The 25,816-nt window shown below is 63.1% G+C and carries 25 protein-coding genes and 1 tRNA gene; 13 read left to right on the top strand and 13 right to left on the bottom strand.

The window, feature by feature from the left end; genetic code table 11:
* Positions 1-260: 260 nt before the first annotated feature.
* Genes ampD through P0D96_RS36655 form a run of 3 tightly spaced genes read right to left on the bottom strand, consistent with a single transcriptional unit; the run spans position 261 to position 2,107 of the window.
* Entirely contained in the window at positions 261-857 is a 597-nt protein-coding gene (ampD, locus tag P0D96_RS36665; RefSeq protein WP_408180866.1) for a 1,6-anhydro-N-acetylmuramyl-L-alanine amidase AmpD, read from the bottom strand.
* Positions 854-1,168: a PP0621 family protein gene (locus tag P0D96_RS36660; RefSeq protein ID WP_408318543.1), complete on the bottom strand. Its 315-nt coding sequence runs from the start codon at positions 1,166-1,168 to the stop codon at positions 854-856. Before P0D96_RS36660 ends, ampD begins: the two co-directional genes overlap by 4 nt.
* Positions 1,169-1,177: 9 nt before the next feature.
* A complete protein-coding gene (locus P0D96_RS36655; protein ID WP_132372976.1) occupies positions 1,178-2,107 on the bottom strand; it encodes a cytochrome C assembly family protein in 930 nt (309 codons plus the stop codon).
* A gap of 81 nt (positions 2,108-2,188) precedes the next feature.
* On the opposite strand from P0D96_RS36655, the gene ffh reads away from it, so the two are divergent.
* Together ffh and P0D96_RS36645 are read left to right on the top strand one after the other, a co-directional pair.
* Entirely contained in the window at positions 2,189-3,556 is a 1,368-nt protein-coding gene (gene ffh / locus P0D96_RS36650; protein WP_132372974.1) for a signal recognition particle protein, read from the top strand.
* Between the two features lie 141 nt (positions 3,557-3,697).
* Positions 3,698-4,249, top strand: a complete 552-nt coding sequence (locus tag P0D96_RS36645; protein WP_007180337.1) for a hypoxanthine-guanine phosphoribosyltransferase — start codon at positions 3,698-3,700, stop codon at positions 4,247-4,249.
* Positions 4,250-4,360: 111 nt separating this feature from the next.
* Here P0D96_RS36645 and P0D96_RS36640 read toward each other — a convergent pair whose 3' ends face one another.
* Both P0D96_RS36640 and P0D96_RS36635 read right to left on the bottom strand, forming a co-directional pair.
* Positions 4,361-4,960, bottom strand: coding sequence for a MarC family protein (locus P0D96_RS36640; RefSeq protein ID WP_132372972.1), 600 nt, complete (start codon positions 4,958-4,960; stop codon positions 4,361-4,363).
* Positions 4,961-4,972: 12 nt separating this feature from the next.
* Positions 4,973-6,709, bottom strand: coding sequence for a proline--tRNA ligase (locus P0D96_RS36635; RefSeq protein ID WP_408318541.1), 1,737 nt, complete (start codon positions 6,707-6,709; stop codon positions 4,973-4,975).
* Positions 6,710-7,023: 314 nt separating this feature from the next.
* Here P0D96_RS36635 and P0D96_RS36630 point away from each other — a divergent pair, with 314 nt between their 5' ends.
* Together P0D96_RS36630 and P0D96_RS36625 are read left to right on the top strand one after the other, a co-directional pair.
* Positions 7,024-7,764 carry an RNA pyrophosphohydrolase gene (locus P0D96_RS36630; RefSeq protein WP_132372968.1) on the top strand — a complete coding sequence of 247 codons (741 nt, stop codon included), beginning with the start codon at positions 7,024-7,026 and terminating at the stop codon, positions 7,762-7,764.
* 77 nt (positions 7,765-7,841) lie between these two features.
* The gene (locus P0D96_RS36625; RefSeq protein WP_408180862.1) at positions 7,842-8,399 is read left to right on the top strand and encodes a CNP1-like family protein; all 558 of its coding nucleotides are present in this window, start codon (positions 7,842-7,844) and stop codon (positions 8,397-8,399) included.
* Between the two features lie 131 nt (positions 8,400-8,530).
* Here the strand turns inward: P0D96_RS36625 and proB are convergent, their stop codons facing one another.
* The 4 genes from proB to rplU form a co-directional block, all read right to left on the bottom strand.
* Positions 8,531-9,649, bottom strand: coding sequence for a glutamate 5-kinase (gene proB / locus P0D96_RS36620; protein WP_132372964.1), 1,119 nt, complete (start codon positions 9,647-9,649; stop codon positions 8,531-8,533).
* Positions 9,650-9,717: 68 nt separating this feature from the next.
* Positions 9,718-10,839, bottom strand: a complete 1,122-nt coding sequence (gene cgtA / locus P0D96_RS36615) for an Obg family GTPase CgtA (RefSeq protein ID WP_408318538.1) — start codon at positions 10,837-10,839, stop codon at positions 9,718-9,720.
* A 233-nt stretch (positions 10,840-11,072) separates the two neighbouring features.
* The gene (rpmA, locus tag P0D96_RS36610) at positions 11,073-11,336 is read right to left on the bottom strand and encodes a 50S ribosomal protein L27 (RefSeq protein ID WP_007180330.1); all 264 of its coding nucleotides are present in this window, start codon (positions 11,334-11,336) and stop codon (positions 11,073-11,075) included.
* A 25-nt stretch (positions 11,337-11,361) separates the two neighbouring features.
* Positions 11,362-11,673, bottom strand: coding sequence for a 50S ribosomal protein L21 (rplU, locus tag P0D96_RS36605; protein WP_007180329.1), 312 nt, complete (start codon positions 11,671-11,673; stop codon positions 11,362-11,364).
* Between the two features lie 239 nt (positions 11,674-11,912).
* Between rplU and P0D96_RS36600 the strand changes: the two genes are divergently transcribed.
* From P0D96_RS36600 to P0D96_RS36560, 9 genes are all read left to right on the top strand, one after another.
* Complete coding sequence (locus P0D96_RS36600) at positions 11,913-12,905, top strand: polyprenyl synthetase family protein (RefSeq protein WP_132372958.1); 993 nt, start codon at positions 11,913-11,915, stop codon at positions 12,903-12,905.
* A gap of 48 nt (positions 12,906-12,953) precedes the next feature.
* Positions 12,954-13,030, top strand: a tRNA-Pro gene (locus P0D96_RS36595).
* Between the two features lie 215 nt (positions 13,031-13,245).
* Positions 13,246-14,544: an HlyC/CorC family transporter gene (locus P0D96_RS36590; protein WP_408180860.1), complete on the top strand. Its 1,299-nt coding sequence runs from the start codon at positions 13,246-13,248 to the stop codon at positions 14,542-14,544.
* Between the two features lie 174 nt (positions 14,545-14,718).
* Positions 14,719-16,014, top strand: coding sequence for a GspE/PulE family protein (locus P0D96_RS36585; RefSeq protein ID WP_408290454.1), 1,296 nt, complete (start codon positions 14,719-14,721; stop codon positions 16,012-16,014).
* On the top strand, positions 16,011-17,240 hold the full coding sequence (locus P0D96_RS36580; RefSeq protein ID WP_408318536.1) for a type II secretion system F family protein: 1,230 nt from the start codon (positions 16,011-16,013) through the stop codon (positions 17,238-17,240). Before P0D96_RS36585 ends, P0D96_RS36580 begins: the two co-directional genes overlap by 4 nt.
* Positions 17,241-17,267: 27 nt before the next feature.
* Positions 17,268-18,209 (top strand): prepilin peptidase, encoded by a 942-nt coding sequence (locus P0D96_RS36575; RefSeq protein WP_408318534.1) that lies wholly within the window; start codon positions 17,268-17,270, stop codon positions 18,207-18,209.
* A 3-nt stretch (positions 18,210-18,212) separates the two neighbouring features.
* Complete coding sequence (gene coaE, locus P0D96_RS36570; protein ID WP_408290448.1) at positions 18,213-18,821, top strand: dephospho-CoA kinase; 609 nt, start codon at positions 18,213-18,215, stop codon at positions 18,819-18,821.
* A gap of 194 nt (positions 18,822-19,015) precedes the next feature.
* Positions 19,016-19,771, top strand: a complete 756-nt coding sequence (gene zapD, locus P0D96_RS36565; RefSeq protein ID WP_106285174.1) for a cell division protein ZapD — start codon at positions 19,016-19,018, stop codon at positions 19,769-19,771.
* A gap of 123 nt (positions 19,772-19,894) precedes the next feature.
* Positions 19,895-20,092 carry a DNA gyrase inhibitor YacG gene (locus tag P0D96_RS36560; protein WP_408180855.1) on the top strand — a complete coding sequence of 66 codons (198 nt, stop codon included), beginning with the start codon at positions 19,895-19,897 and terminating at the stop codon, positions 20,090-20,092.
* Positions 20,093-20,167: 75 nt separating this feature from the next.
* On the opposite strand, the gene P0D96_RS36555 is transcribed toward P0D96_RS36560, so the two are convergent.
* From P0D96_RS36555 to secA, 4 genes are all read right to left on the bottom strand, one after another.
* A complete protein-coding gene (locus tag P0D96_RS36555; RefSeq protein ID WP_132372946.1) occupies positions 20,168-20,590 on the bottom strand; it encodes an NUDIX domain-containing protein in 423 nt (140 codons plus the stop codon).
* 8 nt (positions 20,591-20,598) lie between these two features.
* Positions 20,599-21,468, bottom strand: coding sequence for an ATP-binding protein (locus tag P0D96_RS36550; protein WP_408180854.1), 870 nt, complete (start codon positions 21,466-21,468; stop codon positions 20,599-20,601).
* Positions 21,469-21,522: 54 nt separating this feature from the next.
* The gene (gene argJ, locus P0D96_RS36545) at positions 21,523-22,764 is read right to left on the bottom strand and encodes a bifunctional glutamate N-acetyltransferase/amino-acid acetyltransferase ArgJ (protein WP_408180853.1); all 1,242 of its coding nucleotides are present in this window, start codon (positions 22,762-22,764) and stop codon (positions 21,523-21,525) included.
* A gap of 151 nt (positions 22,765-22,915) precedes the next feature.
* The gene (gene secA, locus P0D96_RS36540) at positions 22,916-25,726 is read right to left on the bottom strand and encodes a preprotein translocase subunit SecA (RefSeq protein WP_408318532.1); all 2,811 of its coding nucleotides are present in this window, start codon (positions 25,724-25,726) and stop codon (positions 22,916-22,918) included.
* Positions 25,727-25,816 lie beyond the last annotated feature (90 nt).

Raw genomic sequence — 25,816 nt, 5'->3', positions numbered from 1 at the left:
CATGCTCGGAGAGCGGACGCCGCTGACTTATTCACCCAGTTGTGCACTTGGTTATTCACATGGTTATGCACAGCACAACACAAGATATAGTGCAAAACTGGATTTGTGGCACCAAGTATAGTGGAGAATCGAGACAGGTCAAATCGTTTTATTTGCTTTCGAAGTCTTGACTTTTGCTTGGCGCGGCGCGCAGCCGACTCCCCGGAGAACAAGGCGGCGCCTTGTTCTCCTCGCATCACGCGAAGTTGCGCGAAGGGTCGTTACGGCGTTTTGGAAAACTTGAGATAGGGGAAATACTGAGCGTCGAGCGACGTGTCGTGCTGCAGACGCGACCACTCGAAATGCGGCCCCGGATCGGTCTTGCGACCGGGGGCGATGTCCGAGTGACCGGCGAGCGCCGCGACCGGATAGCGGGCCTTGAGCGCGCTCACGAGGGCGCCGAGCGTGCGGTATTGAGCTGCTTCGAAAGGCGTGGTGTCGCTCCCCTCCAGCTCGATGCCGATCGAGAAATCATTGCAGCGCTCGCGACCAAAAAAATTCGACGGCCCGGCGTGCCACGCGCGCTCGTTGCACGACACGAACTGCTCGAGCGCGCCGTCGCGATGAATCACGAAATGCGCCGACACCCGCACGCCGCGCAGGTGCGAATCGTAGTACGGGTGAGCGTCGCAATCGAGCGTGTTGAGGAACAAGTCGGCGATCGCGGTGCCGCCGAATTCGTTGGGCGGCAGGCTGATGTTGTGAACCACGATCAGGGTCGGCACGGCCCCGTCGGGCCGCGCTTCGAAATTCGGCGATGGCAGTTTGCGTGCGGCGGCGACCCAACCGTCGGTATCGACGGTGAACTCGACGCTCATCGAGCGTCGCGGCCCGTGGGTCGCGCGCCATGACGCTGCGCGTGCGCGGCGCTGCAGAACGGCTGCCCCGCCACGACTACGGAATCGCTCTTCGGCGCGTGCACGCCGCATTCGACGCAACGGATCATCGGCTCGGCGAGTTGTGCCGGCGCGGCAGCACGCGCGCCGCCGTTCGGACCATTCGCGCCTTTGGCACCCGCGGCGCCGTTCGCGCCGCTGCGTTGGGACGTCTGCGCGTCATGACGACGCAGCGCCTTCACCAGCCACTGGCCGACGATGAACAACAGGATCAGCAGAAATATTTGTCGCATGGGACACGCTCACACTACAGCACGGTGCAACAGCACCTCGAAAACAAAACGGCTGCCGACGTACGCCAGCAACAGCGCGACGAACGACGCCAGCACCCAGCGCAATGCCGCACGGCCGCGCCAGCCGGAAACCTTGCGCGCGGTCAGCAGCGCACCGAACATCACCCAGGAAAGAATCGCGAACACGGTTTTGTGATCGAGCCGCAACGCGCGGTCGACCAGTTGCTCGCTGAACAGAATGCCCGACACCAGCGTCAACGTCAGCAGGACAAAACCCGCGCCGATCAGACGGAACAGCAGCTTCTCCAGCGTGAGGAGCGGCGGCAGCGTATCGAGCCAGCTCGACAGCCAGCCGTTGCCCGCCGCAGCCGCGTGCCGCTGCGCCATGCCGCCCCGCATGGCATGCAGACGCCGCTCGACCAGCAGCATCAGAATGGCGTGCAGCGCCGCGATCGCAAACAGACCATAGGCGATGTTGGCGATCAGGAAGTGCAGCTTGAACATCGGCGCGGCCGAATACGGCAACACGCGCACGCCGTTGAACGCAAGCGGCAACAGCGAGGCGACGCAGGCGAGCGGCAGGACCAGCAGACGCAAGCCGTCGAGCGGAAAGAAAAAGCTCTCGATCCAGTAGATGCCGGCGCCGAGCCAGAACATGGCCGACAGCGCGAACGCGAAACCGAACACCATCGCGTTCTGCGGGAAGATGGTGGTATGCAGCAGCACGCCGTGGGCGAGCAGCGCCACGAACAGCAGCGCGCGGCCCGACGCGCTCATACCCGAAGCGGCCGATGGGGCCGACACGGGCGCCGCTGCGGCGGGCACCGGCGGCACGCTTTCGAGCATGGGACGCATGGCGGCGTGCCGGTGCGAGCGCCAGCCGGCAACGGCTAAACCGCCGTAGAGGAGCGCAGTGAGGGCATACAGTACAATATCCATATTCGAAGTTTACACTAGGCCCCTACTCCGCGACGTCTTCCGCTTCGCGCGCTGCCCGGGCCGCACTGTTCATCGCTCCCCATGCTCGACAATCTGACTCAACGGATGGCGCGCGTCGTCAAGACGCTGCGCGGCGAAGCCCGGCTCACCGAGGCGAACACCCAGGAAATGCTGCGCGAGGTGCGCCTTGCGCTGCTCGAGGCCGACGTGGCGCTGCCCGTCGTGCGCGAGTTCATCGCCAAGGTGAAGGAAAAGGCGCTCGGCGAGGAAGTCATCAGCAGCCTCTCGCCGGGTCAGGCGCTGGTCGGCGTGGTGCAGCGCGAGCTGACCGCGATCATCGGCGGCGACTACGAAGGCAAGGCGGTCGAACTGAACCTCGCGGTCACGCCGCCGGCCGTCATCCTGATGGCGGGTCTGCAGGGCGCGGGTAAGACGACCACAGTCGGTAAGCTCGCCAAGCTGCTGCGCGAGAAGTACAAGAAGAAAGTACTGACCGTCTCGTGCGACGTCTACCGCCCCGCCGCTATCGCGCAGTTGAAGACGGTGACCGAGCAGGTCGGCGCGGATTTCTTCCCGTCGGAGCCGGATCAGAAGCCGGTCGACATCGCGCGCGCCGCCGTGGATTGGGCCAAGCGCCACTATCACGACGTGCTGCTGGTCGACACCGCCGGCCGTCTCGGTATCGACGAAGCGATGATGCAGGAAATCACCGCGCTGCATAACACGCTGAAGCCGGCGGAAACGCTGTTCGTCGTCGACGCGATGCTCGGCCAGGACGCGGTGAACACCGCCAAGGCCTTTAGCGACGCGCTGCCGCTCACCGGCGTGGTCCTCACCAAGCTCGACGGCGACTCGCGTGGTGGCGCGGCGCTCTCCGTGCGTCACGTCACGGGCAAGCCGATCAAGTTCGTCGGCGTCGCGGAAAAGCTCGACGGCCTCGAAGTCTTCTACCCGGATCGCATGGCGAACCGGATTCTCGGCATGGGCGACATTCTCGCCCTCGTCGAAGAAGCGCAACGCGGCGTGGACGTTCAAGCCGCTCAGAAGCTCGCCGACAAGGTCAAGAAAGGCGGCGACTTCGATCTGAACGATTTCCGCGCACAGTTGACGCAAATGAAGGGCATGGGCGGCCTGTCGTCGCTGATGGACAAACTGCCCGCGCAATTCCAGCAGGCCGCCGCCGGCGCTGACATGAGCCAGGCCGAAAAGCAGATGCGCCGCATGGAAGGCATCATCAATTCCATGACGCCGCTGGAGCGTGCCAAGCCCGACCTCATCAAGGCCACGCGCAAGCGCCGCATCGCCGCGGGCGCGGGCGTGCAGGTGCAGGAGGTCAACCGCATGCTGAATCAGTACGACCAGATGCGCACCATGATGAAAAAGCTCAAGGGCGGCAATCTGCAGAAGATGATGCGCGGCATGAAGGGTATGTTGCCCGGCATGCGCTAAGCTTTAGCAAGACGGCGGCGCGCGCGTTCCGACCTGGACCACGGAACGCGCGGCTGACTCCGGATTCGTGCGGGTTTATTCTGTACCGCGCGCCGCCGATCTCACCCACACTATGTATACAGTTACCGCCCGTCAGACGTCATGAACCGCGAAGAAGCTCTCCACATTTTTAGCCACTCCGAAGAAATCGTTTCGGCCGACGACGTCAACGCGTCGATCAGCGGCATGGCGGCCGCCATCCGCGACGAGATGAGCGAGGACTTCCCGCTCGTGCTGTCGGTCATGGGCGGCGCGGCGGTGTTCACCGGCATGCTGTTGCCGCACCTCGATTTCCCGCTCGAGTTCGACTACATCCACCTGACCCGCTACCGCAACACCACCAAGGGCGGCAACGAGATGCAATGGCGCGTGGCGCCGGCGGAGTCGGTGAAGGATCGCGTCGTGCTGGTGCTCGACGACATTCTCGACGAAGGCGAGACGATGGCCGCGATCCGCGACCGCATTCTCGCGATGGGCGCGAAGCGCTTCCTGAGCGCGGTGCTGTGCGAGAAGATCATTCCGAAGGCCAAGCCGCTGCGTCCGGATTATTGCGGCTTCGAAGTGCCGGACCGCTATGTGTTCGGTTGCGGCATGGATGCAAAGGGTTACTGGCGTAACCTGCCCACGATTCGCGCGCTGACTGAAGGCGCCTGATCTTCTTAGAGGCGGCCGTCTGCGGGCGGTGAATCGATATAGAAAAAGCGGCCCACGGGCCGCTTTTTTGCGCTGTACTGTGCGGGGCTGAGCGCTCCGGCGGCTCCTGCATCACAGTTGATGCACGAACGACCGGATACCGCCAAGCATCATCTCCACCGAAATCGCCACCAGCACGAGGCCCATCAGCCGTTCGAAGGCCATCATGGCGCGCTCGCCGAGCCACGCCTGGATGCGCTCCGCCAGCATCAGCACGATCGCGCAGACGATCATCGTGACGGTCAGCGCGCCGATCCACTCGAACATCTTGCCGGGCGCCTGCGAAGTCAGCAGCATCACGGTGGCCAACGCCGACGGACCCGCCAGTGCCGGTATGGCGAGCGGCACGATCAGCGGTTCGCCGCCGCGCGTGTCGCCGCCCAACGGGCCGTCCGGATGCGGAAACACCATTCTGAGCGCGATGAGGAACAGCACGATCCCGCCGCCGATACGCAACGACTGGTCGGTGAGACTCATCATGCGCAGAAAACCGTCGCCGACCACCATGAAGGTCAGCAGGATCATGAAGGCGATCGCCACCTCACGGAGAATGACGATCGTGCGCCGCTTCGGCGACACACCGCGCAGACAACTGACGAAGAGCGGGATGTTGCCGAGCGGATCGGTGATCAGAATCAGCAGGATGGTCGCGGAGGCGAAGGTGTACTCCACCGTGCGCTCCGCCTAGCGCGCCAACGCTGCGCGAACTTTCCCGATCACCGTTTGCGCGGCGTCTTCGACCGGCAGCAGCGTCGCTTCAGCGTCGCGGCGGCCCTGGTATTCGAGCTTGCCTTCCTTGAGGCCACGGTCGCCGATCACCAAGCGATGCGGCACGCCGATCAGCTCCCAGTCGGCGAACATCACGCCGGGGCGTTCACCGCGATCGTCGAGGATCACGTCGACGCCCGCTTCGACCAGTGTCGCGTACAGCTTGTCGGCTTCTGCGCGCACGGCTTCGCTGCGGTCATAGCCCATCGGGCACAGCACGACTTCGAACGGCGCAATCGATTCCGGCCAGATGATGCCCTTGTCGTCGAAATTCTGTTCGATCGCGGCGCCCAGGATACGCGTCACGCCGATACCATAGCAGCCCATTTCCATCGGCCGCGGCTTGCCGGTTTCGTCGAGGCAGGTCGCGTTCATCGCTTCGGAATACTTGGTGCCGAGCTGGAACACGTGACCCACTTCGATACCGCGGCAGATGTCGATCACGCCCTTGCCGTCCGGCGACGGATCGCCCTTCTTCACATTGCGAATGTCGGCGACGACCGGTTCCGGCAGATCGCGGCCCCAGTTCACACCGGTGGTGTGGTAGTCCATCTCGTTCGAGCCCACAACGAAGTCGCTCATGTTCGCGACCGTGCGATCCGCGACGACCTTGATCGGCTTCTTCGTGTCGATCGGGCCGAGGTAACCCGGCGGCGTACCGAAGGTTTCGATGATTTCAGCCTCGGTCGCCATGCGGAAGTCGGCCAGACCCGGCAGCTTGCTCGCCTTGATCTCGTTCAGATCGTGGTCGCCGCGCAGCATCAGCAGCCAGATGGTCGGCTCGGCGCCTTCGTTTTCGGTCGCGAGGATGATCGACTTGATCGTGCGCTCGAGCGGAATGTTCAACAGCTCGGCCACCGCTTCGCACTTCGCCTTGCCCGGCGTGGGCGTCTTCTTCATCTCTTCGGCCGGCGCCGCGCGTTCCGCGTAAAGCGGCAGCGCTTCGGCCGCTTCGACGTTCGCGGCGAACTCGGAGGTCGGGCAATAGGCGATCGCGTCTTCACCCGTCTCGGCGATCACGTGGAATTCGTGCGAACCGCTGCCGCCGATCGAACCGTTGTCCGCCGCCACCGCGCGGAAGTCCAGACCGAGGCGAGTGAAGATGCGCACGTACGCGTCGTACATCTTGCGATACGACTCGCGCAGGCCGTCCATGTCCTTGTCGAACGAGTACGCGTCTTTCATGATGAACTCGCGGCCGCGCATCACGCCGAAACGCGGGCGGATCTCGTCGCGGAACTTGGTCTGAATCTGGTAGAAGTTCACCGGCAACTGGCGATAGCTCTTGATCTGATTGCGCGCGATGTCCGTCACCACTTCTTCGTGGGTCGGTCCGATCACGAAATCGGACTGCTTGCGATCCTTGAAGCGCAGCAGTTCGGGGCCGTACTTCTCCCAGCGGCCCGACTCCTGCCACAGCTCGGCCGGCTGCACCGCCGGCATCAACAGCTCAATCGCGCCTGCCCGGTTCATTTCTTCGCGCACGATGGCTTCCACCTTGCGGATCGAACGCAGGCCGACCGGCAGGTAGTTATAGATACCGCCGGCAACACGCCGGATCATGCCGGCGCGCACCATGAGCTTGTGGCTGACGATCTCTGCGTCGGCGGGAGCTTCTTTGAGGGTACCGATAAAGAAACGGGAAGCTTTCATTCAGATTATCCAAAAGCGGCGGCTCCGGAGGGACCGCCCGAAAGGTGAAAACGGTGGGGAAATCGACACAGATCCGGCTCTGAGCCGGCACGGCTCACCTGCCAATGCCACTGACACCGGCACATCGCAGCCGACCGCGGCGCCGAAGCCGCCGCGCAAAGCCTTTGCACAAGGGATAAGGCACGGAAAGACTGACAGGCTACCGCAAACGCGGGCCTTTGGCGGCGAATCGTTCCAATCTGGTGCGAATCGGTGCGTCAGGCCCGTTATCTGTTTATAATCAAAGCAATTTTAAAGGATTCGAAGGTGGTTGTATGCTGGATCGTGAAGGCTTTCGCCCGAACGTCGGCATCATCCTCTTGAACGCGCACAACGAGGTGTTTTGGGGCAAACGGCTCCGTGAACATTCCTGGCAGTTTCCGCAAGGGGGCATCAAGTACGGAGAGACCCCCGTGCAAGCGATGTATCGGGAGTTACACGAAGAAACCGGGCTGCTTCCTGAGCACGTCAAGGTGATTGGTCGCACGCGCGACTGGTTGCGTTACGAGGTGCCTGACAAGTTCATCAAGCGCGAAGTACGCGGTCATTACCGCGGCCAGAAACAAATCTGGTTTTTGCTCCGGATGGTTGGACGCGACTGCGACATCTGCTTGCGCGCCACCGACCACCCTGAGTTCGATGCGTGGCGCTGGAACGAGTACTGGGTGCCGCTCGACTGTGTGATCGAGTTCAAGCGGGATGTATATCAGTTGGCGCTGACGGAGCTATCCCGTTTCATGCGCCGGGCTGCGCCGCGTGCGGAAAAACCTGGCGGGCACCATGGGCCGCGTTATCCCCGGATAGCGTCGTCAATGGAAAGTCCGCCGGATTCCACGGTAATGACGGTGACTTCTGTGACCACCGTCAGCATCGAAACATCGGTTCACGCAACGATCGTGTCCGATTGCGGTCCGGGCTCCGGGTCAACGGCAGAAGTAGGCGCCGCGCCGGAGCACGAAGACGAATCGGAACGCGAAACGGCCGGCTCGCTGTTCCGCCCGGGCGTGCGCAATTAACAACTCTGTGCGGCTGTCCACGCCGCCTCTCTCTGACGCGGCTCGTCGAGCCGCGTCAGTGTTTCGAGGAAATCATATTGAAAGCACTTGCTCTCGTCGTGGCGTGCGTCGCCACCGGCGCCCTGCTGGCTGGCTGTTCGAGCGCCAGCAAACCTACCAATAAAGACGACAGCGCGTTTACGTACCTGCTGGACCGGCAGAGCAATTGGGTGGAGAACAAGGTGGACGCTTTGCCGCCGCTGCCGCAAGACTCGAATCTCCTGCCTTTCGAAGTCTCCGGCAATACGCCGCTGCAGTTCGCGGTCGACCGGAATTCGCTAACCGTCGGTACGGACGGAGTGGTTCGCTTTACGGTCGTCGTGGCAAGCCCGAGCGGCGCTCGTAACGTAATCTACGAAGGGATTCGCTGCGACACGTATGAATGGCGCCAGTACGCGAGCCTGAATTCTGATCACGACGGCTGGGACACGACGGTCGCGAACAACTTCACGCGCATCGAGAACGGCGCCCTGAACGCCTATCAGGCGGCGCTGTATCAGGATTATCTGTGCGCGAACAAGATGCCCATGGGCAACGCGGCTTCGATTCTGGAGAATATTCGGTACAAACGCACCGCGAGTTCGTTGATCCACTGAGGCGCTTTGGTGGGCGCGTTTTGAATGGGGGCGCGTTGCGTTGCAGACTTGAAAAAGCCGGTCCAGCTTTCGCTGGAACGGCTTTTTTTGTATGCCCGCACCGTGCCCGTGCGCCAGCGCCGGTCAGTGACTCAGATCAGCACCAGGTTGTCGCGGTGAATCAACTCCGGCTCCAGCATATAGCCGAGCACCGATTCGATTTCGCCACTCGGGCGCCGCTGGATCAGCTTGGTTTCGGCGCTGCTGTAGTTCGTGAGGCCGCGCGCCACTTCGCGCCCCGCGGCGCTAAGACAAGCAATCACTTCACCGCGCGCAAATGCGCCCTGCACGCCGACAATACCGATAGGCAGCAAGCTCTTGCCGCCATCGGTCAGCTTTTCGACTGCGCCGTCGTCGATCACCACGTGGCCACGCACTTGCAGATGATCCGCCATCCATTGCTTGCGCGCCGCCATCCGCGCCGTGCGCGCGATCAACTGCGTGCCGATCGCCTCGCCCGACGCCAGCCGCGACAACACATCCGCTTCGCGCCCGCTTGCGATCACCGTATTCGCGCCGCTGTGCGCCGCGCGCTTGGCGGCGAGAATCTTGGTCAGCATGCCGCCGCGACCCAGACTCGAACCGGCGCCGCCCGCCATGGCTTCGAGCTCCGGCGCGCCGGCATCGGCCTGCTGGACCAGCGTGGCAGCCGGATCCTTGCGCGGGTCGGCGGTAAAAAGCCCTTGCTGATCGGTGAGAATGACGAGCGCATCGCCTTCGATCAGGTTTGCGACGAGCGCGCCCAGCGTGTCGTTGTCGCCGAATTTGATTTCGTCGGTGACGACCGTGTCGTTCTCGTTGATGATCGGCACGACGCCCAGGCGCAGAAGCGTGAGCAGCGTGGAGCGCGCGTTCAGATAGCGTTCGCGGTCCGCCAGGTCGGCGTGGGTCAGCAGAATCTGCGCGGTCTGGATGGAATGCTCGGCAAAGCGGCTTTCGTAGACCTGCGCGAGCCCCATCTGGCCGACGGCCGCGGCCGCTTGCAGTTCGTCGATCTCACGTGGCCGTTTGGTCCAGCCGAGCCGTTGCATTCCCTCGGCAATGGCGCCCGAGCTGACGAGCACCACTTCCTTGCCTTGCGCGCGCAAGGCGGCAATCTGCGCGGCCCAGCGGCCGATAGCAGCATGATCGAGGCCGCGCCCGTCATTCGTGACGAGGCTCGAACCGACTTTCACTACTAATCGCCGTGAATCTGCGATGACGGAACGCATTGTGCGCAATCTCCAAGATGACGCGTGATGCATGCCGGCAGCCCGTTTGGGCGCCGGCGCTCGAGCTTTTATGCCTGCGGGTCGATGCCGGCGTCGTCCGCGGCGGCCGGAGCTTCCGGCTTTTCGCGGAAACGCACGTCCGCGGCGAGATCTTCAGCCTCGGCCGCGCGCCGCGCGTCCGAATGCGCGGCGATGTGGTCGAACACAGCGTAGCAAAGGTTTTCACAGCCCTGACCGGTCAGCGCCGAGATTTCGAACACCGGACCGTCCCAGCCGAAGCCTTCGAGGAATGCCGAGACGCGCGCTTCGCGCTCGTCTTCGGGCACCATGTCCAGCTTGTTCAGCACGAGCCAGCGTGGCTTTTCATAAAGCAGCTCGTCGTACTTGCGCAATTCGTTGACGATCGCCTTGGCTTCCGCGACCGGATCGACCGCGTCGTCGAACGGTGCGAGGTCGACGATATGCAGCAACAAGCCCGTGCGCTGCAAATGCCGCAGGAACTGATGGCCGAGGCCCGCGCCTTCCGCCGCGCCTTCGATCAGGCCCGGAATGTCCGCGATCACGAAGCTGCGGCTCGGCCCGACGCGCACCACGCCGAGATTCGGCGCGAGCGTCGTGAACGGATAGTCGGCGATCTTCGGCTTCGCGTTCGACACCGACGCGATGAAAGTCGACTTGCCGGCGTTCGGCATGCCGAGCAGACCGACGTCCGCCAGCACCTTCAGTTCGAGGCGCACCATGCGGCGCTCGCCCGGCTTGCCGTCGGTCTTCTGACGCGGCGCGCGGTTCGTACTGGACTTGAAATGCAGGTTACCGAGTCCGCCCGCGCCGCCCTGAGCGATCTGCACGCTCTGGTTGTGCTCGGTCAGATCGGCGATCAACTCGCCGGTCTCCATGTCGGTGATGGTGGTGCCGACCGGCATGCGCAACGTGATGTCGTCGCCGCCCTTGCCGTAGCAGTCCGCGCCGCGGCCGTTTTCGCCGTTGCGCGCCAGGTGTTTCTTCGCGTAGCGGTAGTCGATCAGCGTGTTGATGTTGCGGTCCGCGACCGCGATCACGCTGCCGCCCCGGCCGCCGTCGCCGCCATCCGGGCCGCCGAACGGAACGAATTTCTCGCGGCGCATCGACGCGCTGCCATCCCCTCCGTCGCCGGCGATGACTTCAATCCTCGCTTCGTCAATGAACTTCATGCGTAACTCCGTCCCGTGGTGTACTGCCAGATGGTGCTGCTAGATTTGATGCTACTGGATGATGCTATTTTGCCGCGCCCGCCGCGCGCTGATCAATCGACTGAACGGCATAGGCGTGCCGGCGCGAGCGGAACATTCACGCCCATTCGTCCGGCGAAAACCGCCGGAATAAAAAAAGCCCCGCTAACTTCGCGGGGCCTTTTTCCGGTCCTGAAGCCCGTGCCTGAGTAAACTCAGACTGCTGCCGGGACGACGTTGACCATGTGCTTCTTCGCTGCGCCCTTCGTCGAGAAATTGACGTGGCCGTCCGTCAGCGCGAACAAGGTATGATCCTTGCCGATACCGACGTTTTCGCCCGGGTGCATACGCGTGCCGCGTTGGCGAACGATGATGCCGCCAGCGTTGATAGCCTGGCCGCCATAAACCTTCACGCCGAGGCGCTTCGATTCAGAGTCGCGGCCGTTGCGGGATGATCCGCCTGCCTTTTTGTGTGCCATTTGATTTGCTCCTTAACCGGCGCGCTTACGCGTTGATCGCGTCGATGCGCAATTCGGTATAGTTCTGGCGGTGGCCGCCATGCTTCTGGTAGTGCTTCCGGCGACGCATCTTGAAGATGGTCACTTTTGCGTGACGACCTTGCGACACGACGGTAGCCTTGACGGAAGCCCCACTGACCAGCGGCGTACCGAACTTAATCGATTCGCCTTCGCCCACTGCGAGAACCTGGTCGAGCGTGATTTCAGCGTCAATGTCTGCCGGTATCTGTTCTACTTTAAGTTTTTCGCCGACGGCAACTTTATACTGCTTGCCACCGGTTTTTATGACCGCGTACATTGAGAACCTCACTCTGTGTTCATTTTTCCCACGCACCGCGCGCGGAAACCCGTGATTATACATAGAGTTAGCTGCTCGGTCAAAACTCATTGAGAGGCGCCGCGCGCAGCGCCCGGCGCCTTGCCACACAGCCCCGGCGCGCGGTTCTGCCGCCGCCCGGAACGCGCCGCGCCGCAGCCTGCGACCCGGAACTGTCGCGATTCGCCTTATAATTCGCGGCACTACCCAAATCAGCCATCATGTCGTCGACTGCCACCCCCTCCTCCAACGCCGCCAGCCTGCTTGCTCCGATCGCCGAAGACATGCAGCAGGTCAATCGCGTCATACGGCACCGTCTCGCGTCCGACGTGATGCTGATCAACCAGATTTCCGAGTACATCATCAGCGCCGGCGGCAAACGGCTGCGGCCCGCGCTGCTGCTGCTGGTGGCCGGCGCGCTGGGCGAAACCACGGGGCACCGGCATGAACTGGCCGCGGTCGTCGAATTCATCCATACGGCCACGCTGCTGCACGACGACGTGGTCGACGAATCCGATCTGCGGCGCGGCCGGCAGACCGCCAACGCGCTGTTCGGCAACGCCGCGAGCGTGCTGGTGGGCGATTTCCTGTACTCGCGCTCGTTTCAGATGATGGTCGGCGTGGGCAAGATGCGCGTGATGGAGATTTTGTCGGAGGCAACCAACATCATCTCCGAAGGCGAAGTGCTGCAATTGCTCAACATGCACGACGCCGACGTGGACGAAGCCCGCTACATGCGGGTGATCCGCTACAAGACCGCCAAGCTGTTCGAGGCCGCGGCCCAGCTGGGCGCGGTGCTGGCCGGCTCGGACGCGAAAACCGAAGCCGCCGCGGCGGAGTTCGGCCGGCGCATCGGCACTGCGTTCCAGATCATGGACGACTGGCTCGACTACACGGGCACGGCCGAATCCATGGGCAAGAACGCCGGCGACGATCTTCGCGAAGGCAAGCCCACGCTCCCGCTGATCTATCTGATCGAACGCGGCACGCCTGAGCAGGCGACGCTCGCGCGGGAAGCAATCGAACAAGGCGGCACAGATCGTTTCGACACCATTTTCGAGGCGATCACGCGGTCCGGCGCGCTGGATCACACGCTCGAATGCGCGAAACAGGAAGCACAGGCCGCTGCAGCCGCAATTTCTTCATTTCCCGATTCCATTTTTAAAGAGAGCCTGCTAGAATTATGTTCTTACTCGACGGCAAGACAGTCTTGAACGGGACTGAAACACCGGCTTAGTCTGAATCGAGTCTGCAGTACAAATCGGGGTGTAGCTTAGCCTGGTAGAGCGCTACGTTCGGGACGTAGAGGCCGGAGGTTCGAATCCTCTCACCCCGACCAAATTTGCCTTGTTAGTGCAAGGCTCGAAAAACCGCCCAGCTTGCTCGGCGGTTTTTTGTTTTTGGGTCACGTACGGCGTGTTCGCCGAGTGTTGTTCCCCATACGCGCCCTGCGCCGCTGCTCCCACTCAGCCTGTTTTTTGCCGCCAGGCCGAACGGCGCACGCAAGCCCCTCTGCTATATTCTCTTCATCCTTTCCCCTATCCTTCACGACGCGTGGAACAACTTCCCTTATGGGCGCAGATTGGCGCCGTCTTCCTGCTGCTTGTCTGCTCGAGCTTTTTTTCGATTTCCGAAACGGCGATGATGGCGATCAACCGCCATCGCCTGAAACATCTTGCCAACCAGAACGCGCTCGGCGCGAAGACCACGCAGGGTCTGCTGGCGCATACCGATCAACTGCTGAGCGTCGTGCTGATCGGCAACAACCTGTTCAACACGATCATTCCGGTGCTCACCACCTCGATCGCGCTGCACACGTTCGGACGTAACAACCTGGTGCTGTCGATCGCGACCGGTATCGTCGCGTTTCTGATCATCGTATTTGCGGAAATCACGCCGAAGATCGTTGGCGCGACGTTCCCGGAAAAGATCGCGCTGCCCGCCAGCCTGCTGATCGCGCCCATGATGCGCGTCGCCAAACCGCTCGTCTGGTTCGTCAATCTGTTCGCGAACGGCATCTTGCGCGTGCTGCACATCAATACGAAAGGCGCGCACGATCAGCGCCTGTCGACAGAAGAACTGCGCACCATCGTGCTCGAGTCCGGCAGCTTCATGCCGACCAAACACCGCAGCATTCTGCTGAACCTGTTCGACCTCGAAAACATTTCCGTCGACGACGTGATGATCCCGCGCCGCCGCATCGAGGCGCTCGACTTCGACGCGCCGTTCGAACAGATCCTGCATCAACTCGAAACCTGCTATCACAACAAGCTGATCGTCTATCAAGGTGACATCGACCGGGTGCTCGGCGTGCTCCACGTACGCAAGACGCTGGCCGCGCTGCACAACCAGGAACTCGAACGCGAGACGCTGCGCGAGTTGCTGGCCGAGCCGTATTTCGTGCCGAGCGGCACGCCCGTGTTCCAGCAACTGCAATTCTTCCAGGAGAGCCGTCACCGCACGGCGCTGGTCGTCAACGAATACGGCGAGTTGCAGGGGCTCGTCACGCCGGAAGACATCATCGAGGAACTGATCGGCGAATTCACCACGTCGATTCCGCGTGGCGCCAATTCGCGCGGCGGCTGGAACGAAAACGGCGAATGCATCGTGGCCGGCAGCATGCCGCTGCGCGAACTGAACCGCTGGCTGCATCTCACGCTACCCACCGATGGGCCGAAAACGCTTAACGGCCTGATCCTCGAAATTCTCGAAGACATTCCCGACGGCGACGTGTGTGTGCAGATCGGCGAAGTCAAACTCGAAGTGATGCGCAGCGACGACCAGGCGATTCGCACCGTCAAGCTGTTCCGACCGCCGACGCGCGCGAAAGCCAGCAAGGTATTGCGCGGCTAGGCTAGTCGAAGCAACTGCGCGACGCGGCCGAACACCACAGTCAGGCACGACACGCAGCAGCATCGCACACAGGCGCAGCGCGCGCCATTAGCCGAATGGCTGAATAGCGGCGCCCGCCGCCGTACCGGAAGATGAAGCCGTCGTGTTCTACAGGCGGCTCATCACCGGTCCCTCATGCAAGCTTCTTTTCAACCCGCGGCAGCGTCGCCGCGTCCCATCGCAAACGCCCACGAAAGCGCTGTCAAAGCGAAGCCGAAGGCATTCGCCCGCGACGTTAACGCAGCAAGTCTCACCGATCCCGACAACGCTCCCGCCGTGCGTCTGCTGACCGATACATTGCAGGAAGCGACCCGCCGCAACGCGTCGGACCTTCACATCGAGCCGGCGGAACACGGCTGGCGCGTGCGCTTGCGAATCGACGGCGTACTGCACGAAATCCCACAGCCGCCCGCGCATCTGCGGGACGCATTCATCACTCGCGTGAAGGTGCTCGCTCGCATGGATATCGCCGAGCGTCGCGTGCCGCAAGACGGTCGGCTGCGCATTTCCAGTTCGCCCGGCCGAGTCGAGGACTACCGCGTCAACTCGCTGCCTACGTTATTCGGCGAAAAGCTCGTGCTGCGCAGACTCGACGCGCTGCCCGCCGATCTCTCACTCGACTCGCTCGGCCTCGATCCGCATCAACGCGATACGGTGGATGCCGCGATTCGCGCGCCGCACGGCCTCGTGCTCGTCACCGGACCCACCGGGAGCGGCAAGACGCTATCGCTGTACTGTTTCCTGAATCTCCTCAACGGCGAGGCGCGCAATCTCTGTTCGGTGGAAGACCCCGCGGAGATCCAGTTGGCGGGCATCAATCAGGTCAGCGTGCGCGAGAAAGCCGGACTCACCTTCGCGGTCGCGTTACGCGCATTTCTTCGTCAGGACCCCGACGTGATCATGGTCGGCGAAATCCGTGACGAAGAAACCGCCGACGTCGCCGTGAAAGCCGCGCAAACCGGCCACCTCGTCCTGTCGACCCTGCATACGAACGACGCGCCGGCAGCCGTCGCGCGCCTGATCGATATCGGCGTCGAGCCGTATAACCTCGCGGCCGCGTTGCGGATGGTGACCGCACAACGGCTGGTGCGGCGGCTGTGCGTCGCGTGCCGCGTGCCGGCGCCGCAGTCGGTCGCGGCGCTTCGAGCGGCGGGATTCAGCGAGCATCAACTCGACGGCTGGCAGCCTTACGCCGCGGCCGGATGCGCAGCGTGTCATGGCATCGGTTACCGGGGCCGCGTCGGCGTTCATCAGGTAATGCCCGTGTCCGACGCGATGCGCGAGCTGATCGTCGCAAGCGCCGGCACACATGAACTCGCGCGGCTCGCGCAAACCGAACAGGTGGGCACCTTGCGCAACGCGGCTTTGAGTCGCGTGCGCGACGGCACCACCAGTCTCGCCGAAGCACTCGCCGCCACCGAGGTCGCATGAACACGGCCACGACCCAACGGCCTCTGGCCTCCGACATGCGTTTCAAATGGCGCGGCGTCGATGCCGACGGTGTGCGAAAAAACGGCGCGCTCATCGCACCGGATGCGGCCATCGCACGCTCACTGCTCAAGCGCGACAATCTGTTCATCATCGAACTCACAGCGCACGGACCGGCACCGCGTCCGACCGCACGCGCCGCGGACATCACGTTATTCACCCGGCAACTCGCCAGCCTGCTGCGAGCCGGCCTGCCGCTCGCGCCCGCGCTGGACCTGCTCGCGCAAGCGCAGGCTTCACGCCGCCAGGGTATGCCGCGGATCGTTGGCGCTCTCGCGCGCGACATCACCGGCGGCCTGCGTTTTTCCGCGGCACTGCAGCGGCATCCCGCGCAATTCAACGCACTGTACTGCCAGCTTGTCGAAGTCGGCGAGGCGGCCGGCGCACTCTCGGCCGTCCTCGCCCGCATCGCCGATGACCGCGAGCGCGCCGCCGCGCAGCGCGCCAAAGTGCGCGCGGCACTGACCTATCCCGTCGCGATCCTCGTGCTGGCGATGGCGATCACCGCGGCATTGCTCGTGTGGGTCGTGCCGACCTTCAAACAAATCTTCGACGGCTTCGGCGCCAGACTGCCCGCACCGACTCAATTCGTGCTGGCGTTGTCGTCCGGTGTGGCGCGATGGAGCATACCGTCATTCGCCATGATCTTCGCAGCGGGTTCGGCAGCGACGTTTCTACTGCGACGTTCCGAAGCCGCGCGCATCCGCTTTGCGCGCATATCGCTGACAATACCGGTCGCCGGTCCGCTGCTGCGCACGTTGTGTGCGGCACGCTGGAGTCGTGCGCTCGGCACCTTGTTATCAGCCGGCACGCCGCTCGCTGACGCGTTCGATTCGCTGACTCACGCCACCGGTAACGCCTTCTTCGACCGCGCCACCGCGGAAATCGCCGCGCGGCTGCGGCGGGGCGAGCGGCTCGCCGCAGCGATGCGCGCGGCACACTGCTTTCCGCCCGAGGTCGTGCAGCCGATCGCAGTTGCCGAGGAGTCCGGAGCACTCGACACTATGCTGATCGACGTGGCATCGCTCGCTGATCGTCAGGTAGACGAAAAGATCGGCACGCTGTCGAGCCTGTGCGAGCCGCTCGTCATCATCGTGCTTGGCGCGCTGGTCGGCGGCCTCGTGATCGCGATGTATCTTCCCATTATTCAACTCGGCAACGTGGTGTAGGATCGCAGCCGAATCCATCCTTAATCTATGCGGGCTACTCTTCCACTCGTGCCAGACACTTCTTCCAGCCTGCTGTCGGGCTTGCTGCCCGGCCATTTCGCGACCGGTCTCGGCCAGGCGTTCGGCAGCTTGCCCGCCGCCGTGCAAATGACGTTCGCCATTGTGTTCGGCCTCGTGATCGGCAGCTTCCTGAACGTGGTCGTGCATCGGCTGCCGATCATGCTCGAGCGCGCATGGCGCGCGGAGGTCAGCGAGACCACCGACGAACCGCTGGAAGAAGACGGCCTGCCGGCGCGCTACAACCTGTGGGTGCCGCGCAGCGCGTGTCCTCACTGCGGCCATACGTTGAGCGCATGGGAAAATCTCCCGGTGCTGAGCTACGTGCTACTGCGCGGCCGCTGCTCCGCATGCAAGGCGCCTGTGAGCCTGCGCTATCCGCTGCTCGAAATCGCCAGCGCGGCGTTCGCGGCCGGTTCGCTCGCGTTGTTCGGCCCGACTCTCACGGCGCTCGCCGCCTTCGGCCTATGCGCCGCGCTGCTCGCCATGAGCGCGATCGACATCGACACGCATCTGTTGCCTGACTCGATGACGCTGCCGTTGCTGTGGGCGGGCATCATCGTCAACTTCAACGGCATGTTCACGAACCTGCACGACGCGGTGCTCGGCGCGATCTTCGGCTATCTGGTGCTGTGGGTCGTGCATTGGGTATTTCTCCTCGTACGCGGCGTCGAAGGCATGGGTTATGGTGATTTCAAACTGCTGGCGGCGCTCGGCGCGTGGCTCGGCTGGGCGGCGCTGCCGCAGATCGTGCTGATCGCGGCGGTGGCCGGCGCGGTCGTCGGCCTGCTGGCAACATGGCGTGGCCGTATGCGCTTCGAAGAGCCGCTGCCCTTCGGGCCGTTTCTCGCGGCAGGCGGTGCATTGACGCTGTTTCTCGGCACACCGCTTTATCTGGCTCTGGGAGGCTGAAGCATGTTTGCTGTGGGATTGACCGGCGGCATCGGCAGCGGCAAATCGACTGTCGCCGACCTGTTTGCGGCGCACGGCGTGCCGCTCGTCGACACCGACCTGATCGCGCACCGCATCACCGCGCCGCACGGCATCGCCATGCCGCAGATCGCCGCGGAATTCGGCGAGGCGTTCGTCGCCCCTGACGGCTCGCTCGACCGCACGCGCATGCGCTCGCTCGTATTCAGCGAGGACAGCGCGCGCAAACGCCTCGAAGGCATCACGCATCCGTTGATTCGCGCAGAAACCGAACGCGAGCAACGCGAGGCTCAGGGGCCTTATGTGATCGTGGTGGTGCCGCTGCTAGTTGAATCCGGCAAGTGGAAGACGCGCGTGAATCGCGTGCTGACGGTTGACTGCAGCGTCGAAACGCAGATCTCGCGCGTGATGAGCCGCAACAATTTCAGCCGCGAACAGGTGTTGGCGATCATCGCCCGTCAGGCGACGCGCGAAGCGCGCCTCGCCGCGGCCGACGACGTCATCGACAACAACAACGACAACGCGCCGCTCGACGCGCTAAAAGCCCAAGTCGACGCGCAGCATCGCATGTATCTGGCGCTCGCCGGCGCATGACGCCGACGTGACACCTCGGGAAATCCCGGTTGAACTTCGCGGCGATGCGCATGCCAAAAGTGCGTTGAAAACCGCCCGAAACACGTGAAAAAAGTTGCGAATGCGTGCTGAAAAAGTGCGTGATTGCTAGGGTAGTCTCACGGCATTAGAATGTTCTGCATTCCCGTCACCGACCACGCCCGAGGCGAGCCCGCTTGATCCTTTACGAGTATCCCTTCAACGAGCGAATCCGGACGCTATTGCGCCTCGAAGATCTGTTCGAGCGCTTCACGTTCTTTCTGACTCAGGAAGACGCCAGGGAACATCACGTCGCACTGACAACGTTGTTCGAAATCTCAGAGGTTGCGGGCCGCGCGGATCTGAAGTCGGATCTGATGAAAGAACTCGAGCGTCAACGGCAAACGCTGGCGCCGTTTCGCGGCAATCCGGGAATCGAACAGAATGCGCTCGAGGCCGTACTCGGCGAGATCGAGCAAACTCTCGCGGGCCTTTCGCAGATGCAGGGCAAGACCGGCCAGCATCTTGCAGACAACGAGTGGCTCGCCAGCATCCGCAGCCGCGCGATCATTCCAGGCGGCACCTGCAAGTTCGATTTGCCGTCCTACTATGCCTGGCAGCAGATTCATCCCGATCAGCGCCGTCAGGACATCGCCAAATGGGTAACGCCGCTGCTGCCGCTGCGCGATGCGGCCATCATCGTCCTGCGGCTCGCGCGCGAATCCGGCCAGGCATCGAAGGTCATGGCCATGCAGGGCAGCTATCAGCAAATGCTGTCCGGCCGGTCGTATCAATTGATGCAAGTACGGGTGGCACCGGAATTGCGCGTGATCCCCGAAGCAAGTGCAAACAAGTACATGCTGTGGGTGCGCTTCACGGTGCAGGACGGCGATCTGCGTCCGCGTGCGGTCGATGTCGACGTCCCGTTCCAGCTCACGCTTTGCAGCCTGTAAATCACGCTCGCGAGCTTGTCACGTTCACCTGGTAAATCTGAACCGACGGGGCACGCCTTTAAAGTGGCGAGAAATGCCCCTATATTCGTTACTTATTCCGTTTGCGATTGACTGCCTGACCGTATGCCTACTGTCGTCAAATGCCCCACTTGCGGAAAGGACGTCCGCTGGACACCTGAAAACCGCTTCCGCCCCTTCTGCTCCGATCGCTGCAAGCAGACCGACCTCGGCGCCTGGGCCGCTGAGAAGTACAAGATCGGCGGGAGCGAGCAGGAAGCGTCGTCGGACGAGACGCCCAGCGGGGACTACACGCCGCATTGAGCGCGGCCCGTTGTCCGGGTCACGCGGACCGGCGCTGCTTGCACAGCGCCTGCTACCGCGCGCCCTAATCCTTTGTCAGGCCTTCTCGGCTGCGAGCCATTCCAGCACGGGAATGGTCGCCGGCAACAGCGGCTCGACGTCCGCAGGCAACGTCTGCCAGACAAAAGCCTGGCCTTCGCGGCCGTGCGGCTCGCCGGACCACTGAGTCACCTTGCAGAAAAAAAGCCGCACGTAGGCGTGCGGGTAATCGTGTTCGAGCGTATGCCAGAGATGGCTTGCCTCGACGTCGATACCCAGTTCCTCGTGCAACTCACGGGCGAGCGCGGCTTCGACCGACTCGCCCGCTTCCAGCTTGCCGCCCGGAAACTCCCAATACCCCTCGTACGGCTTGCCTGCCGGGCGCTGCGCCAGCAGATAGCGGCCATCGGGCTGAACCAGCACGCCGACGGCAACTTCCGTCACCTTGCGGCCGGCGGCATTCTTCTGGGCGTCGTTCATGCCGCGGCTCACGCTGAGGTTTTGCGGCCGGACCAGTCGCGCGCGAACTGCCACGCAACACGTCCCGAACGCGAGCCGCGCTCCAACGCCCACACCAGCGCATCGCCGCGCGCCGCTTCGACTTCGGCGTCGTCGCAGCCGAAATGCCGAAGCCAGTGGGCGATGATCGACAGGTAGTCATCCTGCTTGAACGGATAGAAGCTGACCCACAGCCCGAAACGCTCGGACAGCGAGATCTTTTCTTCGACCAGCTCGCCGGGATGAATCTCGCCATCGGACGTGTGCTTGTACGTCTCGTTGTCGCTCATGTATTCGGGCAACAGATGGCGGCGGTTCGACGTCGCGTAGATCAGCACGTTGTCCGATTGCGCGGCGATCGAGCCGTCGAGCGCGACCTTCAGCGCCTTGTAGCCCGATTCGCCGTCTTCGAACGACAGGTCGTCGCAGAACACCACGAAGCGCTCCGGCCGCTGCGCGATCAGGTCGACGATATCGCCCAGGTCATGCAGATCGTCCTTATCCACTTCGATCAAACGCAGGCCGTCTTTCGCGTACGCGTTCAGGCATGCCTTGATCAGCGACGACTTGCCGGTGCCGCGTGCGCCCGTCAGCAGCACGTTGTTGGCCGGCTGCTTGTGCACGAATTGACGCGTGTTCTGCTCGATCAGACCTTTCTGGCGTTCGATGTTTTGCAGATCGTCGAGCGTGATCGTCGAGATGGCTGGCACCGGCTGCAGGTAGCCGCGCCCCTGGCGCTTGCGCCAGCGGAAGGCGACCGCCGCCGACCAGTCGATATTTGGCGTGGCGGGCGGAAGCATCGCTTCGAGGCGGACGAGCACGGCTTCGGCCCGGGTCAGAAACTGTTCGAGTTTGTCCATGGCTGGTGAGTAAGCGGCCCGCAGGCCGCTTTAAAACCCCTATGAGAAACCTGGTTACGAACGATAGTCGGCGTTGATGCTCACGTAGTCGTGCGACAGATCGCAAGTCCAGATCGTGGCTTGCGCATCGCCGCGGCCGAGTACGACGCGAATGCCGATCTCGCTCTTTTTCATGACGCGCTGGCCGTCTTCTTCACGGTAGGCCGGATTGCGGCCGCCGGCAGTCGCAACCAGCACGTCGTCCAGATACAGATCGATCTTGCCGACGTCGAGATCGTCCACGCCGGCATAGCCGATGGCCGCCAGAATGCGGCCGAGATTCGGGTCCGATGCATAGAAGGCCGTCTTCACGAGCGGCGAGTGGCCGATCGCATAGGCGATCTGGCGGCATTCGCCGACGCTAGAGCCGCCTTCCACCTGCACGGTCATGAATTTGGTCGCGCCTTCGCCGTCGCGCACGATCAACTGCGCGAGGGTCTGCGCGACTTCGGTCACCGCGTCGCGCAGCGCTGCATAAGCGGGCGAGTCGGTGGACGTGATCGCCGGCAGGCTCGATTTGCCCGACGCGATCAGGATGAATGAATCGTTGGTCGACGTATCGCCATCGATCGTGATGCAATTGAACGAGCGGTCCGCCACGTGCTTGACCAGTGCGTCGAGCACCGGCTGGGCGACGGCGGCATCGAACGCGAGGAAGCCGAGCATGGTCGCCATGTTCGGCTTGATCATGCCCGCGCCCTTGCTGATGCCGGTCAGCGTGACCGTATGGCCGTCGATCGTGACCTGACGCGACGTGGCCTTGGGCAGCGTGTCCGTGGTCATGATCGCCTGCGCGGCGTCGTACCAGTTCGCTTCCTTGCGGTTCGCCAGCGCGGCCGGCAAACCCGCCTTCAGGCGATCGACCGGCAGCGGCTCGAGAATCACGCCCGTCGAAAACGGCAGCACCTGCTCCGGCGTGACATCCGCGAGACGTGCGAGTTCGGCACAGGTTTCACGCGCCGCCACGAGGCCTGGCTCGCCCGTGCCCGCGTTCGCGTTGCCGGTGTTGATCACCAGCGCGCGAATCGGCTTGCCGCCGGCGCGCACACGCTCCAGATTCTCACGGCACACCGTGACGGGCGCCGCACAAAAACGGTTCTGTGTGAACACGCCGCCCACCGTGGCGCCTTCGCCCACGGAAATGACGAGCACGTCCTTGCGGTTCGGCTTGCGGATATTCGCCTCCGCCCAGCCGAGCGAAACGCCGGCGACGGGGTGGAGTTGAGCGGGATCGATCGAGGGGAAATTGACAGCCATGGTCGCGACCTGTCGAAGAAAATGCCGGCAGGCGCCGGCATCGGGGGAAACGGAAACTGATGGCCCGGGCGTGCTGCCGGATCACCGCGAAATCAAGGCAAAGTACCGCGTAAAACGACGCGGCGCGCCTCGCAGCGCGCCGCCTCCGGCATTACACGATCTTGCCGTGGCACTGCTTGTACTTCTTGCCGCTGCCGCACGGGCACGGGTCGTTACGGCCGACCTTCGGCACATTGTCCGCGCTCATGTTCGCTGCAGCCGTATGCGACGAGCCGTGGCTCATTGCATCGCCGATCATGGCGGCGGTGGCCGCTTCCGCGGCAACAGGCGCCGCGGCTGCGGCTTCGGCGAATTCGGCGTGGCGGAACTCGACGTTTTCGAGGTGGCCACCCTGCTCTTCGAGCTGTTCGGCGGCCTGTTCCAGCTGTTCCGGCGACTGGATCTGCACGTTCATCACCACGCGGGTGACTTCGAGCTTCACAGCGTCGAGCATGGCGGCGAACAGTTCGAACGCCTCGCGCTTGTATTCCTGCTTCGGATTCTTCTGCGCATAGCCGCGCAGATGGATGCCCTGGCGCAGGTGATCGAGCGCGGCCAGATGTTCACGCCAGCTACGATCCAGCGTTTGCAGCATGATCGAGCGTTCGAACGCGCTGAACGATTCGCGGCCGACCAGTTCGACCTTGGCCTCGTAGGCTTCGTCCGCGGCGGCTTCGACCGCTTCGAGGATCTCGTCCGCGCTGATCGAGTTCGACTCGTTGATCATTTCCTGGATCGCGAGGTCGAGCTGCCATTCGTTGCGCAGCACTTCTTCCACCTCAGGCACGTCCCACTGCTCTTCAATGCTGCCAGCCGGCACGAACTGGTGAACGATGTCCGCAATCACGCTCTGGCGCATCGCGCCGATGGTTTCCGTGATGTCGTTCGCTTCGAGCAATTCATTGCGCTGCTGGTAGATCACCTTGCGCTGATCGTTCGACACATCGTCGTATTCGAGCAATTGCTTGCGAACGTCGAAGTTGCGCGCTTCCACCTTGCGCTGCGCCGATTCGATCGAGCGCGAGACGATGCCCGCCTCGATCGCTTCGCCTTCCGGCATCTTCAGGCGGTCCATGATTGCGCGCACGCGATCGCCGGCGAAAATGCGCAGCAGCGGATCTTCCAGCGACAAATAGAAGCGCGACGAACCCGGGTCGCCCTGACGACCGGCACGGCCGCGCAACTGGTTGTCGATCCGGCGCGATTCGTGGCGCTCGGTGCCGATGATGTGCAGACCACCCGCGGCCTTCACCTGATCGTGCAGCGCTTGCCATTCGTCGTGCAACTTCTGGATGCGGCGCTGCTTGTCGTCGTCGGCGAGCGTTTCGTCCAAATCGATGAACGACGCCTGCTTTTCCGCGTTGCCGCCGAGCACGATGTCGGTACCGCGACCGGCCATGTTGGTGGCGATCGTGATGCGCTTCGGACGGCCGGCTTCGGCGACGATCTCGGCTTCACGCGCGTGCTGCTTGGCGTTCAGCACTTCGTGCGGCAAACCGGTTTGCTTCAGCAGATGCGACAGCAACTCGGAGTTTTCGATCGACGTCGTACCGACCAGCACCGGCTGACCGCGCTCGTAGCAATCGCGGATGTCGCGGATCACCGCGTCGTAGCGTTCCTTGGCGGTCTTGTAGATCTGATCCTGCTTGTCGATCCGCTTGGGCGGACGGTTGGTCGGGATCACGACCGTTTCGAGACCGTAGATCTCGTTGAATTCGTACGCTTCCGTATCCGCCGTGCCGGTCATGCCGGACAGCTTCGCGTACATGCGGAAGTAGTTCTGGAACGTGATCGACGCGAGCGTCTGATTCTCGCTCTGGATCTTGACGTGTTCCTTCGCCTCGACGGCCTGGTGCAGGCCGTCCGACCAGCGGCGCCCCGCCATCAGGCGGCCGGTGAATTCGTCGACGATCACCACTTCGCCGTTCTGCACCACGTAATGCTGGTCCTTGAAGAACAGCGTGTGTGCGCGCAACGCGGCGTACACGTGGTGCATCAGCGTAATGTTCTGCGGCGCGTACAGGCTTTCGCCCTCGCCGATCAGGCCCCACTCGGCGAGCAGGCGCTCGGCCTTTTCGTGGCCCGATTCCGTCAGGAACACCTGGCGGCCTTTCTCGTCCAGCGTGTAGTCGCCCGGCTTTTCGACGCCGGTGCCGTCCGCTTTCTCTTCGCCGATCTGGCGCTCGAGCAGCGGCGGCAGCGCATTCATGCGCACGTAGAGTTCGGTATGGTCTTCGGCCTGGCCGGAGATGATCAGCGGCGTACGGGCTTCGTCGATCAGGATCGAGTCGACCTCGTCGACCACCGCGAAATTCAGGGCTCGCTGCACGCGTGCGTCGGTCTCGTAGACCATGTTGTCGCGCAGGTAGTCGAAGCCGAATTCGTTGTTGGTGCCATACGTGATGTCAGCCGCGTAGGCTTCCTGCTTCGCGCCGTGATCCATCTGCGACAGGTTGATGCCGACCGACAGACCGAGGAAGTTGTACAGCCGCGCCATCCATTCGGCGTCGCGCTGGGCGAGGTAGTCGTTGACCGTGACCACGTGCACGCCGCGCCCCGACAGCGCGTTCAGGTACACCGGCAGCGTGGCGACGAGCGTCTTGCCCTCGCCAGTGCGCATTTCGCCGATCTTGCCGTAGTGCAGAACCATGCCGCCGATCAGCTGCACGTCGAAGTGGCGCATTTTCAGCACCCGCTTGCTGGCCTCGCGGCATACCGCGAAGGCTTCCGGCAGGAGCTTGTCGAGCGATTCACCGCTCGCGACGCGCTGGCGGAATTCACCCGTTTTGGCGCGCAGTTGATCGTCCGTCAATTGCTCGATCTGCGGCTCGAGCGCATTGATCGCCGTGACGGTCTTTTGATATTGCTTGACTAACCGCTGGTTGCGGCTGCCAAAAATCTTCTGTAGAAAACCGGTGGTCATCGGATCGGTGTCTGCGTCGCGGCTTCGGCTGGGTCGCGGCGTGCAGTTCGTGCACGTGCGCTCCGGGGTCGGAAGGGCCTCGGCGGCTTA

This window comes from Paraburkholderia sp. RL17-347-BIC-D (assembly GCF_046027915.1).
Classification (GTDB): Bacteria; Pseudomonadota; Gammaproteobacteria; order Burkholderiales; family Burkholderiaceae; genus Paraburkholderia.
Note: the sequence above shows the minus strand (reverse complement) of the source record. Positions and strands in the feature narration are given on the sequence as shown.